Annotated in this window: 10 protein-coding genes; 8 read left to right on the top strand and 2 right to left on the bottom strand. The window is 58.6% G+C overall.

All coding sequences use genetic code 11. From position 1 onward, the window contains the following. Positions 1-755: 755 nt before the first annotated feature. Together trpS and Q0K02_RS10070 are read right to left on the bottom strand one after the other, a co-directional pair. The gene (gene trpS, locus Q0K02_RS10075) at positions 756-1,748 is read right to left on the bottom strand and encodes a tryptophan--tRNA ligase (protein ID WP_294488272.1); all 993 of its coding nucleotides are present in this window, start codon (positions 1,746-1,748) and stop codon (positions 756-758) included. A gap of 46 nt (positions 1,749-1,794) precedes the next feature. Next, positions 1,795-2,481 (bottom strand): site-2 protease family protein, encoded by a 687-nt coding sequence (locus Q0K02_RS10070; protein WP_294488268.1) that lies wholly within the window; start codon positions 2,479-2,481, stop codon positions 1,795-1,797. A 151-nt stretch (positions 2,482-2,632) separates the two neighbouring features. On the opposite strand from Q0K02_RS10070, the gene Q0K02_RS10065 reads away from it, so the two are divergent. The 8 genes from Q0K02_RS10065 to Q0K02_RS10030 all read left to right on the top strand — a co-directional run bounded on the left by Q0K02_RS10065 (position 2,633) and on the right by Q0K02_RS10030 (position 14,005). After that, on the top strand, positions 2,633-4,813 hold the full coding sequence (locus tag Q0K02_RS10065) for an AMP-binding protein (RefSeq protein ID WP_294488266.1): 2,181 nt from the start codon (positions 2,633-2,635) through the stop codon (positions 4,811-4,813). A 582-nt stretch (positions 4,814-5,395) separates the two neighbouring features. Continuing rightward, complete coding sequence (locus tag Q0K02_RS10060; RefSeq protein WP_294488263.1) at positions 5,396-6,952, top strand: 2-isopropylmalate synthase; 1,557 nt, start codon at positions 5,396-5,398, stop codon at positions 6,950-6,952. A gap of 218 nt (positions 6,953-7,170) precedes the next feature. After that, positions 7,171-8,430, top strand: coding sequence for a 3-isopropylmalate dehydratase large subunit (leuC, locus tag Q0K02_RS10055; protein WP_294488261.1), 1,260 nt, complete (start codon positions 7,171-7,173; stop codon positions 8,428-8,430). 118 nt (positions 8,431-8,548) lie between these two features. Then, positions 8,549-9,052, top strand: a complete 504-nt coding sequence (locus tag Q0K02_RS10050) for a 3-isopropylmalate dehydratase small subunit (protein ID WP_294488260.1) — start codon at positions 8,549-8,551, stop codon at positions 9,050-9,052. Positions 9,053-9,298: 246 nt separating this feature from the next. Further along, positions 9,299-9,979 (top strand): hypothetical protein, encoded by a 681-nt coding sequence (locus tag Q0K02_RS10045; protein ID WP_294488257.1) that lies wholly within the window; start codon positions 9,299-9,301, stop codon positions 9,977-9,979. Between the two features lie 2 nt (positions 9,980-9,981). Next, the gene (locus tag Q0K02_RS10040; protein WP_294488255.1) at positions 9,982-10,893 is read left to right on the top strand and encodes a hypothetical protein; all 912 of its coding nucleotides are present in this window, start codon (positions 9,982-9,984) and stop codon (positions 10,891-10,893) included. A gap of 224 nt (positions 10,894-11,117) precedes the next feature. Beyond that, positions 11,118-11,888 carry a creatininase family protein gene (locus tag Q0K02_RS10035; protein WP_294488251.1) on the top strand — a complete coding sequence of 257 codons (771 nt, stop codon included), beginning with the start codon at positions 11,118-11,120 and terminating at the stop codon, positions 11,886-11,888. A 581-nt stretch (positions 11,889-12,469) separates the two neighbouring features. After that, positions 12,470-14,005 carry a Na+/H+ antiporter NhaC family protein gene (locus Q0K02_RS10030; RefSeq protein WP_294488249.1) on the top strand — a complete coding sequence of 512 codons (1,536 nt, stop codon included), beginning with the start codon at positions 12,470-12,472 and terminating at the stop codon, positions 14,003-14,005. Positions 14,006-14,722: the final 717 nt, after the last annotated feature.

The following is a 14,722-nucleotide window of genomic DNA, read 5'->3' as shown; positions in this document are numbered from 1 at the left end:
CGAAAGGGAGCGCTGTCCGGGGAGCCGGTCTTTCGTCCGGCGCTTCTCGTCGGCCGCGTTCCGGCAACGGGCGCTTCTTCCGCAGGGCCGCGCGGGCGGCGATGCAAAGCGCCCTGAGAAATATTCGTCATCCTGCGCGGGGGCTCACGCCCGGTTCGAGCGGGGTGGACGCCCGGCTTCTGCGGATGACACATGTTGCCCCTCGGCCTCGGCCGAAATTCTGCGGGGCTCCTGCGCGGCGGATTGGGGGCGTCGGCTCCGTCCCTTGCGCCTTGACCGGGCCCTCTGCGCGCTTCGGGCATGCCTTCCTGCGCATTTCTTCGCCGCTCTGCGCGGGCGAAGCCCGAACCCTTCGTTGCGCGGCAAAGTCGGCGCGTTGCGGCGCTCGCTTCTGCGGCAGATGCCGGACGCGCTCACGGGCGGAGGCTTGGCCTGCGCGGCGTTCGCCTTCGGAGCACTGCCGGAGGCCGGGGCGGCGCGTCCTTCTTGCCGTGCGCGGATTCCTGCGCACCGGCGGGCGTTCGCCTGCGAGCGCCGGGAAGCGGCTTTCCCGGCGATGTTCCGGCGACGTCATGGCGTCGCCGTTCTGCCGCAGAGAGCTCCCCGGATTTTTCTGCGTTTCCGGCAGGATGGCGGAAACGTCATGCGGCGGGGAAAGCGTTGTCTCCTGCCCGGCCCCGAAAACGGGCGGAGTGCGGAAGACCCGGTCTTCCGCACTCCGGATATCTATGCGAAGGCGTCGGCCTTCGTGCGGATCAGTCCATGTGCATGGCGGCGCGCACCAGTTCCATGGTGGCGTTGATGGACATTCTGGCCTTTTTTCCGCCGTCTGCAAGTATTTCCTGCACGAGGCCGGGCTTGGCGAGAATGGCTTCGCGGCGTTCATGCAGCGGTTCGAGGAAGTTCTGCAGATTCTTCATGAAGATTTTCTTGCAGGCCACGCAGCCCATGGTGGCGTGGGTGCAGGCTTCGCGCACTTCGTTCTGCGTGTCCTTGTCGGCGAGCAGCACGTGGTAGGGGAAGAGGTTGCACACGTCGGGGTTGCCGGGATCGCTCTTGCGCAGGCGGGCCGGGTCGGTGAACATGCCCTTGATCTTGGGTTCAAGGTCGGCGAGCGTGTCTTTCAGGAAGATGCCGTTGCCGTAGCTCTTGGACATCTTGCGGCCGTCGAGGCCGGGGCACTTGGCGGCCGGGGTGAGCTTGGCTTCGGGTTCGGGGAAGACTTCCGTGTTGTACATGGTGTTGAACCGGCGCACGATTTCGCGGGCGAGTTCGAGGTGGGGCTGCTGATCCTGTCCCACGGGAACCCAGCGAGGACGATGCTGAATGATGTCCGCGGTCATGAGCACGGGATAGCCGAGGAAGCCGTAGTTGCCGAGATCCTTGTCGGTGATCTGCTGCTGCTGTTCCTTGTAGGTGGGGCAGCGTTCCAGCCAGCCGAGCGGGGTGATCATGGAAAGCAGCAGATGCAGTTCCGCGGTTTCCTTGATGTCGGACTGGCGATAAATGGCGCAGTGTTCGGGGTCGAGACCGGCGGAGAGCCAGTCGACGACCATGTCGTTGACGAACTGCGGAAGCTTGGAAGTATCGGCGTAGTTGCTGGTCAGGGCATGCCAGTCGGCCACGAAGAAGAAGGCCTCGTGGGTCTTCTGCATTTCGACCCAGTTCTTGAGGGCTCCGAAATAGTGACCGATGTGAAGAGGCCCGGTGGGCCGCATGCCTGAAACTGTGCGATCGTTCGCCGTCATGGCGTGTCTCCTGATGAGATAAATGAGAAAAGTGAAGGTGAAGAACTCAAAGACCCACGGCCGTAAGCGCGAGGTTCCACGACCATCGGACGAGAGTCATGAGAAGGGAGCTCAGTACGCCGCTGGCAAGCAGCAGCACGAGCAGGAGAAAACCGTAGCGCTCCACGCGCTGGAACTGAAGAGCGATCTGCCCGGGGAGCAGGGTTTCCAGAATGTGTCCTCCGTCGAGCGGAGGGATGGGCAGAAGATTGATCCACGCAAGGGCGAAGTTGGCGGCGATGCCCGTCTGGAACATCTGGAGCAGGAACTTGCCCGCGGAAGTGCCGATGAGAAATTCTGAAGGAGCGAAGAGCAGAAGGCGCAGGCACACGGCAAAGACCATGGCGAGCACCATGTTGGCGAGGGGGCCTGCGGCGGAAACAAGCAGCATGCCCTTGCGGTAGTCGCGGAAGTAGCGCGGATTCACGGGCACGGGCTTGGCCCATCCGAACACGAAGGGGCAGAACAGGGCCGTGAACACGAACATGCCCGTGCCTGCGGGATCGATGTGCGGGATGGGATTGAGCGTGAGACGGCCGAGCATGCGCGCCGTAGGATCGCCGCAGCGCAGGGCGGCCCAGCCGTGGGCCACTTCGTGCAGAATGATGCCCAGAAGCACGGGCACGAACGCCACGGCCAGATACGATATCTTTGCTGCAATGCTTGAGTCGAACATGGGGGGATTCATTACCATATTTATGCACGATCCGCAAGAACGGACGGCTCCGGATTCCCCGCCGGACGATGACCGCTCTCGACAAAGGCCGCGCCTTTGGGCATGATGACAAGAATGTGCCGGAGCGACGTCCGGCGGAACGAACGTGCCGAAGAATCCAGGAGCCCGCATGCTTGGAGCCTTAGTCCGATTTCTTCTCAGAATCATCTACCGCGTGGAGCTGCGCGGCCGCGAGCACTACGATGCCGCCGGTCCGCGCACGCTCATCATCTACAACCCCGGATCCATTCTCGATCCGCTGATTCTGGCCGCCGTGCTGCCGCATCGCGTCACGCTGCTCGCCGACAGGGCGCTCGAACACAAGTGGTGGATGCGTCCGGTCTGCGCGCTCGCCGACACGCAGTTCTTTGATTTTTCCAGTCCCGCGGCCACGGTGTCGCTGGTTCACGCGCTGGCCAGAAACGGCCGCTGCATGGTGTTTCACAGCGGCAGTCTCGGCAACGATCCGCGCTACATCCGCATTCTGGAGGCTGCGGGCGTCATTGCCCAAAAGGCCGACGCCACCCTCCTGCCTGTGCGCATCGACGGGGCGTCGAGCACCGTGTTTTCCTATCTGCGCCACAAGGGCCGCCGCCGCTGGTTTCCGCGCGTCACCGTGAGCGTGCTCGAAGTGCAGAAGTTCCGTTCCGCGGAAGGCGTGACGCCGCGGGAGCGTCGCCGCCGCATGGGCGAGCGCCTTTACGACATCATGACCGAACTTGAGTACCGCTCGAGCATGGAACACTGCAATCTCATGCAGGGGCTCGTGGAGGCCGTCCGCCTTTCCGGTCGCCGCTTCCCCATTGCCGAAGATCAGGACAGGCACGTGCTCACCTACGGCTCGCTCCTGCTCAAGCTCTCGGTGCTCGGCCGCGCCTTCCGGCGTCTGTTCCGGGGCGAGAGCACCGTGGGCTTTCTTCTGCCCACGTCCCTGCCCGGACTTGTGGCCTTCTTCGGTCTGCATTCGGCGGGGCTCGTGCCGGCCATGCTCAACTTCACGTCGGGCATATCCTCGGTGGTGTCCTGCTGCCGCACGGTCAAGCTTTCGTCCGTGCTCACCTCGCGCCGCTTTCTGGCCCTTGCCGATCTCACGGCCATGGAACAGGCGCTCAAGGATGCGGGGCTGCGCATCGTGTACCTTGAAGACGTGGCCAAAAGGCTCACCCTCGGCGACAAGGCCCTCGGCGCGCTTTTTGCGTGGCTGCGCGTGGCGCCGTCCACCCCGGCCGACGATCCGGCCGCGGTCATGTTCACCTCGGGCACCGAAGGCGTGCCCAAGGCCGTGCTGCTCAGTCACGTGAACATCATCGCCAACCGCTATCAGGCGCTCAGCATGCTCACCATCGGCTCCGGCGACAAGCTGTTCAACTGCCTGCCCATGTTCCACGCCTTCGGGCTCGGCATCTGTACGCTGCTGCCCGTGCTCGCCGGCGTGCGGGTGTTCCTCTATCCTTCGCCGCTTCACTACCGCATCGTGCCCAGGCTCTTTTACGAGAGCCAGTCCACCATCATCTGCGGCACGGACACCTTCTGCGCGGGCTACGCGCGCTACGGCCGCCCCTACGACTTCTGTCACGCGCGGCTTGTCATCATAGGCGCGGAAAAAATGCGCGAGAGCACGCGCCGCGTGTGGCTTGAGAAGTTCGGCGTGGATCTTTTCGAGGGCTACGGAGCCACGGAAACCGCGCCTCTCATTTCCGTGAACACGCCCGCCTACCGCAGGGAGGGGAGCGTGGGGCGGCCCATTCCCGGCCTTGCCTGCCGCCTTGCGCCCGTGCCCGGCATTACGGAAGAGAATACCGGCGTTCTGTGGGTGAAGGGCGACAACGTCATGCTCGGCTACATGCGCTTTGCCGCGCCGGGCGTGCTGGAACCGCCCGTGGACGAAGCGCTTGCCGAACGCTTTGCGCTCACAGGCGAGGGCGACGACGGCTCGGGCTGGTACGAAACCGGCGACATCGTTCACATGGACGAGGACGGCTTCATCTTCATCCGGGGCCGCGCCAAGCGCTTTGCCAAGATAGGCGGCGAAATGGTGTCGCTTGCCGCCGTGGAGGACGCGCTCAAGGAAATCTGGCCCGAATCGGTGCTCGGTGTGGTGGCCATACCCGATCCGCGCAAGGGCGAGCAGCTCGCGCTCGTCATCGACACGGAAGACGTGACCACGAGCCGCATTGCGGCGCACTTTGCCAGCCGCGGCCTCTCGCCGCTGTGGACGCCGAAGCGCATCGTGAGCGTGAAGCAGGCTCCGCTTCTGGGCTCGGGCAAGTTCGACTACCGCAAGGCCCGGGAGCTCGCGGAAAAGGGATAGGGCAGGGCGCGTTTTCTCCGGGAGGGCGCAGAATCCGCCGTTTTTCGGCAGGGCCGCGCTCCGCAAGCCGGGGATGAATCGCTGCGCTCACCGGGCAGAGACTGTCGATGCGTGCGCGTCGAGCCTGAGGCGCTCCGGCCGCAGGCAAAAGACGTGTGCGGAAGCGCTTCTCTGTCGGAAACTTTTCTCCTTGATGCCGGGCTTTTCCGACGCCGCAACGGATTTTTTTCTCTTCCTTCACATTTTTTCTTGAAAAAAGCATCCGCATTTCGTACTCTTCCAAAAAAGACGCCGAAAAGGCGAAAAGGAAATCATGATGAACGTCCGCAATGCCGCCGCTGCTCTTCCGAAGAACGAAGTTCGCTTCGCTTCTTCTCTGCTGCTGTGCGCTCTTCTTTGTGGACGACTGTCCGGTCTGCTGCTGTGCCCGGATATATCGTGATTTCTGACGAATGACAGGCAAAAGGCTGTTCCGTCGGAAGTCGGAGCAGCCTTTTTTATAGCCTCCGCCGAGTGGCGGGGGCCCAGGGATGAAACGCCGCAGGCCGCGGGATAACGGCCTGAAAACGCAAGGAGAAAACCATGTCCGACCGCGTCATTATTTTCGATACCACGCTCCGCGACGGGGAACAGTCCCCCGGCGCCACCATGGATCTCAGTGAAAAGATCCGCATCGCCCGTCAGCTGGAAATGCTGGGCGTCGACGTCATCGAGGCGGGCTTCCCCGCGGCCAGCGAAGGCGACTTCGAGGCCGTGAAGGCCATTGCCCAGAGCGTGGAGAACGCGCAGGTCGCCGGCCTTGCCCGCGCCAACGCCAAGGATATCGACCGCGCCTGGGAAGCCGTGAAGTTCGCCCGCAATCCGCGCATCCACACCTTCATCGCCACTTCCCCCATTCACATGGAATACAAGCTGCGCAAGACTCCCGACGAAGTCGTGGATCTCGCCGTCGCCGCCGTGAAGCGCGCCGCTTCCTACACTCCCAACGTGGAATTTTCCGCCGAAGACGCTTCCCGCTCCGATCCCGACTTCCTCGTGCGCATCGTGACCGCCGCCATTGAAGCCGGCGCCACCACCATCAACATTCCCGACACCGTGGGCTTCGCCCAGCCCGACGAATTCGGCGCGCTCATCCGCTACGTCATCCAGAACGTGCCCAATTCCGACAAGGCCATCTTCAGCGTTCACTGCCACGACGACCTCGGTCTGGCCGTGGCCAACAGCCTTGCCGCCGTCAAGAACGGCGCGCGTCAGGCCGAACTGTGCCTCAGCGGCATCGGCGAACGCGCGGGCAACGCCTCCCTCGAAGAATTCGTCATGGCGCTCAAGCTCCGTCCCGAATACTACGGCGTGGAATGCTCCATCGTCACCGAACAGCTTTATCCGTCCTGCCATCTGCTTTCGCTCATCATCGGCCGTCCCATTCCGGCCAACAAGGCCATCATCGGCAGCAACGCCTTTGCCCATGAATCCGGCATCCATCAGGACGGCATGCTCAAGAACCGCAACACCTACGAAATCATGACCCCGCAGGCCGTGGGCCGCAAGTCCACCGACATCGTCATCGGCAAGCATTCCGGCCGCAACGCCGTGCGCACCCGTCTTGAGGAGCTCGGATACACGCTCGACAACGATCAGGTCAACGCCGTGTTCGCCGCCATGAAGGAACTTGCCGACAAGAAGGCCCGCATTCACGACGAAGACCTCGAAGCCCTCGTCTTCTCCGAAGTGTACCGCATGCGCATTCCGGATCGCTTCCGTCTGAGCAACATCTGCGTGCAGACCACCATGGGTTCCACCATGCCCACCACCGCGGCCGTGGTCATGCAGGATCGCGACAACGAAGTGCGTCTGGCGGGCTTCGGCGTCGGCCCCATCGACGCGGCCTTCAACGTGATTTCCCAGATCTGCGGCACCAAGGCCGAACTCGAAAAGTTCTCCGTGAACGCCATCACCGGCGGCACCGACGCCCAGGGCGAAGTGTCCGTGCATCTGCGTGACGGCAAGTATTCCGCCACGGGCCGCGGCTCCGACCTCGACATCATCGTGGCGAGCGCCAAGGCCTACGTGGACGCCCTGAACCGCCTTGAACACAAGGAAAAGGACGTCATCAGCTACAAGCAGAACCCCGTCGACTAAGCTCACGGCCGGTCATTCCGGAGCGCCCCGCAACGATGATTCGGAGCGGGGCGCGGGTTTGCAGAGCCCGCGTTCTGACGAAGGCTGCCTCGCGCCCTGCCGCGCGAAGCGTCGGTGCAGAGCGCACACAACATTGCGCCCCCGCCGCCGCGCAGGGAGAGCGCCCGTTTCCCCGCAGGGGCGAAACGCAAATCGCATTTTTTCCTGGAGATGGAATCATGGCAATGACGCTTGCCCAGAAAATACTTCAGATGCACACCGACGAAGAGATTCGCGAACCGGGTCAGATCGTGGAATGTTCGCTTTCCGGCGTGCTCGCCAACGACATCACCGGCCCTCTGGCCATTAAATCCTTCCGCGCCATGGGCGCCAAGAAGGTGTTCGACAAGGATCGCGTGTTTCTGGTGATGGATCACTACACCCCGCAGAAGGACATCGCCTCGGCCAATCAGGTCATCGTGTCCCGTCGCTTTGCCAGGGAAATGGGCATCACCCATTACTACGAAGGCGGCTGCGCGGGCGTGGAACATGCGCTCCTGCCCGAAAAGGGCCTCGTCAAGCCCGGCGATCTCGTCATCGGGGCGGACAGCCATACCTGCACCTACGGCGGCATCGGCGCGTTTTCCACGGGTCTCGGTTCCACGGACATCGCCTGCGGCATGGTGCTCGGCAAGCTGTGGTTCAAGGTGCCTGCCACCATCCGGGTGAACATTGAAGGTTCGATGCCCCGCTGGATTCGCGGCAAGGATCTCATTCTGCGCCTCATCGGCGAAATCGGCGTGGACGGCGCGCTCTACCGCGCGCTGGAATTCGGCGGCTCCGCGCTCAAGGACGTGGATATTGAAGGGCGTCTGTGCATGGCCAACATGGCCATTGAAGCGGGCGGCAAATGCGGCCTCTTCCCCTCCGACGATCTGACCGCCGAATACTGCCGCGCCCACGGCACGCCCGATCCCATGCGTCTTGCCGCCGACGAGGGCGCCGAATACGAGCGCACGGTGACCATGGACGTCACCGGCATGGAACCCGTGGTGGCCTGCCCGCATCTGCCGGAAAACACGCGTCCGGTCTCCGAACTTTCCGACGTGACCGTGGATCAGGTGGTCATCGGTTCCTGCACCAACGGCCGCATCTCCGACATGCGCGACGCGGCCGAGATTCTGCGCGGCCGCAAGGTGGCTAAGGGCGTGCGCTGCATCGTGATTCCCGCCACGCCCGCCGTGTGGCGTCAGGCCATGGACGAAGGCCTCTTCGACGTGTTCTCGGACGCAGGCTGCGTAATCAGCACTCCCACCTGCGGCCCGTGCCTTGGCGGCTACATGGGCGTGCTCGGCGACGGCGAGCGCTGCATTTCCACCTCGAACCGCAATTTCCGCGGCCGCATGGGCAGCCTGGAGTCGGAACTCTACCTCGCAAGCCCCGTCGTGGCGGCCGCTTCCGCCGTGACCGGCGTCATCACCGGGCCCGACGCGCTGTAATCCGCGCCCCGCGGCGGCTCTTTCCGGCGCGTTCGGAAAAAGCCGCCCTGCATGCATATCTGCGGGCGTGCCCCGCGCCTTTTGCGCCCTGCGCGAAAGGGAAATACAGGAGTCATCCATGTCCTTTACCGGAAAAGTTCATAAGGTCGGCGCGCATATTGATACCGACGCCATCATCCCGGCCCGTTTCCTCGTCACCACCGATACCCGCAAGCTCGGCGAAGCCTGCATGGAAGGCCTCGAACCCGGCTGGGTCAAGCGCGTCCACGAAGGCGACATCATCGTGGCGGGCCGCAACTTCGGCTGCGGTTCCTCCCGTGAACACGCGCCCCTCGCCATCATCGGCGCAGGCATCCGCGCCGTGGTCGGCCACAGCTTCGCCCGTATCTTTTACCGCAACGCCTTCAACATGGGCCTCATGCTCCTCGAAGTCGGCGACGAAGTCGATAAGATCAACGACGGCGATACCCTCGAAATCAGCCCCGAACACGGAACCATCCGCGACCTCGACAACGGCGCGGAAATCCGTATTCCCCCCCTCTCGCCCATGATGCAGACCCTCATCGACAAGGGCGGCATGGTCAACTACGTCAAAGAACAGCTCAAAGCCCAAAATAAGTAGCATTTGGGATGTTTTTGCCCCGCTCCGATAGGGTGAGCGGATCTGAAAGGCCGGGTTTCCCCGGCCTTTCGTCGTTTAATGTAGTTTTTTTTATCTATCGAATTTGAGAATAATGTTTGCATAATATATTTTTATCACTTTTTTAACACTGAATTGACTATATATAACTTTGTGATATAATTCAATTAGTTGTTATAGCACATTGAAATTTTTAGAATTTTTTAATTTTTTATTGGGAGTGACGATATGTCTGTAATAGACGATAAAGAAACTCTTGAATTATTGAAAAAGGCAAACAATAAAAACTTAGAGTGTTATATATTACTTGAAGATCTTTATAAAAGACATAATAAATATACACCAGAAGATTTGTTAAAAGAAATTTGTCTGGATGGATCAAATACAATAGCTTCTATTTTTCGTGGTTGGACACCTGTACATTATGATGAAGTTGTGAGGGATGTTGCAGAAAAAATTGGTGTAAAAGATGAGAATATTGATAAGAATAATATGCAAAAGAATGAAATAATGATTATAGGAAAGTTAATTGAAGATTTTTGGAAAAATTTATCAGAACAAGAACGAGATGATATAATTAATAATATACATAAATTAAAAGATATAGCTGTAAATCCTAAATCTCTTATTAATCTTCTTAAGCTTGGGGGTAATATTGTACCAATACTTATATCTAAAATAGGTATAAAAGCAACACAACAAGTAGTATTAAAAGTTCTGGGAAGTATGCTTACTCGTCAGGCAGTGATCCAGGGGACTAGAACTATTTTAGGAATGCTTATTCCAGTTGTGAATATTTTGATGGGAATATGGCTTTTGGTTGATATCGCAGGACCAGCATATCGAAAAACGATTCCCTCAGTTGTCAGTATTGCAATGATTAGATTACAGCTAGAATCGGAAGAGTAACTATGTCTATAATATCTGTATATTTTGAGCTTCCTGAACAGATAAAACAGGGGCTGGCTACTGGAGTTCTTAGTCAAGTTGGTGGAGTAATACGTGAAACTAGTACAGGAAAGATAGTTTGCTTTCTTAAAGAAGTCGATGCAACAGATAAAATTGAAGAACTGTCAAAAGGTTTAGAGGATCTTGGAGCCCAGTTGGCAGGCGTAGAACGCATGCAAATTTTGACAATGGGAGGGCTTGCCGGTGTATCTATGATATGTATGGCTGGATTCGTATATATAGGTAGTCAGATTGCTAATATACAAAAGCAGATTGATATTGTACAAAAATCACTTGATGAAATAAAAAATATTGTTAATTTGCTGCATGTATCAAATATAGTTAATCTTGCAAAAGAGTATTATCGGGCATGTGCATCCTATCAGGAAAAAGATTATGAAGATGCTCTCAAACACGCTAGAAACTGTAGTGCAGACATTGAAAATTATTTTGAAAATATGCCGGTAGAAAAAATATTGGCAGATGAAAAAGCTTGCTCTTTTTTAATTAAGATATTGTGTTCTACGATGCAATGTCATATTTTTTCTGCATATTTATTAAAAAGTAAAAATATTTATGATATAATTAAACGCTATCAGGCATTATTTGCTAAACTGGAAACAATTATTAAAAGTTATACTCATAAATTATTTAATTCTATTCCTACTTCTGATGCTATTCAAATTTATCGTTTAAAAAAAGATCCAAACAGCTATCTTCACAAGTTCATGGTAGCTCTTCCTGTAGCTTTGGAAATATTGGATGAGGAAAGCTGTTTTTTGAATATATGTTCGCATATTGATAGAGCTGAACTTGAAAATAAATATCAAAAAAATGCTAAATATCTTGTTGTTATGAATTCAGAACTAATTTAATTATAAATTAATTATAAAATTATTTATTAATAAAAGAATAATATTGGACAATTTGTATTAATATTATATAAATTATTATAGTTATTTATTGATAAATATTGCTGTAAAAGATGTGATATTGTTACTACTTTATGATCAGAAACGATCAGAAAAATGAAGAGTGTATAAAGAAAATTTGTCATAAAACATTTTTGCTGGCGGAAACATCGCCGCGTGGAGGAAACATGAAGCTGAATTATATGTATGAGATGAACACCCGGCAGATTCAGGAACTTGCCCGGAAAACGGATATCGCCTTTCTGCCTGTGGGGCCCACGGAAGTGCATTCCCAGCACCTTCCCGTGGGAACCGACATCGAAAGCGCCATCGACGTGTGCGAACGCGCGGCCCGGAAGCTTGCCGAACGCGGCGTGGAAACTCTGATTGCGCCGCCCGTGAACTATGCCCTGGCCGACGCGGTGAACTGTTTTGTCGGCAACATCACGCTGCGTTACGAAACCGTGGTGGCCGTGGTGGAAGACGTGTGCGTGGGACTCGGCAAATGGGGCTTCACGCATGTGATTCTCATGTGCGGTCATGCGGAGCCGCGCAACATCGAGGCGCTGAAGGAGGCGGCGGAAAACGCCGTGAAGCGCAATCCGTCCATGCGCGTTGAGGTTTCCGACTGGCTGCTCGGCTCGGGGATCGGGGAGCTTCTGCGCTGTGAACATCCGGAATGGGATATTCACGCCGGGGAGAGCGAAACCGCGCTCATGCTCAATCGTCGTCCCGACCTTGTGGACATGGACATGCTTCAGACCTTGGAACCCAACTGGGAAGGCGAATTTTTTGCCGAAAGGCTGGCCGCGGGCAACGACTTCATCGGCTGCGGGGCGGTGCTGGCCTATCTCGGCGATCCGCGGGCGGCCACGGCGGAAACCGGAGAAAAGGTGTACGAACGCTATGCCGATCATGTGGTGGACGCCATTTTGAAAGACCGCGCGCAGAAGGCGTAAAGCGGCCCGTCCGCGGATCGGACGGAACGAATAAACGGGGAAGAAGGGCGGAGGCGCGCTTCTTCCCTTTTTTATGCGCTGCGGCGCGGAATGCTGCCGAGGGGCGGGGAGAGCGGCCACGGCGTTGCCGCGGGACGATGTCGGGCAGACGGCGGGCGTCCTGGGAGCGCGCCGGACGGTGTTGTTCCTGTCCTCCGCGCGGGCGGGGAAGGGTTCGACGATGCGGCCATCCCTTCCGGCGGCGGCCCTGCGACGGGGCGCGGCAACCTGCGCCGTTTTCCGCGCGGCGGACAGTGCTGAAACAAGCTGTGCATCGTGAAATTCGGCAACAATGTTGAAGCTCTGCGGAAGGCGCAGGACTCGGCGCACGGCGATGTTTCTCGGGTTCGGACTCGTCCGGAAAAACTGTTGAAGAGCGTTGTATAATCTGGTAGTCTCGTCAGAATGTGAAGAGTGTCTTGCGGGAGCGCGAGCGTTGTGCGTTCGCGGCCCGAGGCGCGGCCCTGTCATGGAGCGTGACGCGGGCGCGCGGTATGTGTTGCGCTTCCTTCGGGGAGCGCCTAGCTTTCTGTGGGGGATTTATGGAACCTTATTATGCTGGCTGGATGTCGCTTCTGCCTCCCGTCACGGCCATTGTGCTTGCGCTTATTACCAAGGAAGTTATTTCTTCTCTGCTCATCGGCATCTTGACCGGCACGTTCATTTATTCCGTGGGCACCGGAGCCGATTTCGTGATCATGAACACCATTGAGTCGGCCTTTGCCATCATGGGCAAACGGCTCAACTTCGACATCGTGATGTTCTGCTCCGCGCTCGGCGCGCTGGTGTACGTCATTTCCATGGCGGGCGGCTCCCGCGCCTACGGTCGCTGGGCTACGTCACGCATCAAGAGCCGCCGCACGGCCATGCTTTCCACCTGCGGCCTCGGCGGCCTCATCTTCATCGACGACTATTTCAACTGCCTCACCGTGGGCACCGTGATGAAGCCCGTCACCGACACCTACAAGATTTCCCGCGCCAAGCTGGCCTACATCATCGACGCCACGGCCGCGCCCGTGTGCATCATCGCGCCCATTTCCAGCTGGGCTGCGGCCGTGGGCAGCAATCTGAAGTCCACTGGCGCGTTTGAGAGCGAAATTGCAGCCTTCATTGCGGCCATTCCGTATAATTTCTATTCGCTGCTTTCCCTCACGCTCGTGGTGCTGCTCTGCCTCTTCAAGTGGGATTTCGGTCCCATGCGCGCGGCGGAAAAGCGCGCCGAACACGGCGATCTCGGTGTCATGGCGCAGAAGTCCGAAATAGGCCTCGAAACCAAGAACGGCCATGTGTTCGACATGCTCATTCCCATAGGCAGCCTTATCGTGTTCGCCGTGCTCGCCATGATGTACAGCGGCGGCTACTGGGGTTCCGATCCGGCCTATCATGAATTCCGCGCCGCGCTCGGCAACTGCAACGCGTCGCCTGCGCTGGTGTGGGCTTCCTTCGGCGGTCTGGTGGTGGCGCTGCTGCTTTACGTGCCCCGTCGCCTGATGAGCCTTTCCGAATTCATGCACGGCGCGGTGGAAGGCATGAAGGCCATGCTCACCGCCAACCTCATTCTCGTGCTCGCCTGGGGCATCAGCGGCGTCTGCCAGGACATGCTTCAGACCAACAAGTTCGTGGAATCGCTGGTCACGAGCGGCAACATGGTGGGCGGCATGCTTCCCTTCCTCATTTTCGTGATTGCCGGTTTCCTCAGCTTTTCCACCGGCACGGCCTGGGGCTCCTTCGGCATTCTCATTCCGCTGGTGGTTCCCGTGGCGCAGGCCATCTGCCCCGATCTGCTCGTGGTGGCGCTTTCCGCCACGCTGGCGGGCAGCGTGTTCGGCGATCACTGTTCGCCCATTTCCGACACCACCATTCTGTCCAGCGCCGGCGCGGGATGCAGCCACATTGAACACGTGTCCACGCAGCTTCCCTACGCGCTTCTCGCCGCAGGATGCAGCGCGGTGGGCTATCTGGTGGCGGGCTTCGTGAGCTCGAGCCCCTGGATCTGCCTGCTCGTGAGCGGCGCGTTGCTGGTGATCTTCCTTCTGCTGCTCAACGTGCTGCACGACAGAAGGGAGGCTTCTGCCTGATCCTGACGCGGCTGCGTTTGCGCCGGGCCGTGCGTGCGGTCGGTGCGAACGTCGATAAACGCTGAAATCATCCCCGCCGGAGGCGACTCCGCGCGGGGATTTTTCGTGTCCGGGGGAAGGGGCGGAAGAGTTTTCCGGCAGCGGTTCTTTGCCGGGCGGAGAACGCTGTCCGGGGGGCGGGACTGTCCGTCTGCCCTCTGTCGGCAGGAAAAGGGGGCGCGGCACGCTGAATCGTCTGCCGGAAATAGGGGCCCGGGGAGCGGCGATAGGGAGCTCCGCGGTCGGGGAGAGCGAAGGAGGTGTGCGGAAGCGGGGGGAGACGCGGCGGAAGCGCGGCGGAGTGATCGGCGTTTTGCCGGGCGCAGTCGGGCGTTGCCGAAGATTCCGGGCAACTCCTCGATTTTGCCCGTCGTTTTTCGTGCGCCGCGGAAAGAATGCGCGCAGCGCATGAGCCCCGGCGCGTTGCGGATCCGTGGAATTAGGCGCGAAGTCTTCCGTGTCGGCTCCGGCCTCATCGGCGCCGGGCGGAGTTTCCGGCATCAGGTTCCGCGCGTTGGCATCGGACTCGGCGTTCCCCGCGTCAGGCGCAGCGTTCCCGGAACCGGCACGGCGTTTTGTCGGGAAAAGCGGCGGTGTTTTCCCCAGTGCCCGGAAGCAGGCAGGCCCTCCGGTGGGGGAGGGCCTGGGGGCGGTTCGCGCAGCGGGTTTTCCGTGCGC

The organism is uncultured Mailhella sp. (assembly GCF_944324995.1).
Classification (GTDB): Bacteria; Desulfobacterota; Desulfovibrionia; order Desulfovibrionales; family Desulfovibrionaceae; genus Mailhella.
This window is presented reverse-complemented; position numbering and strand designations above follow the sequence as displayed.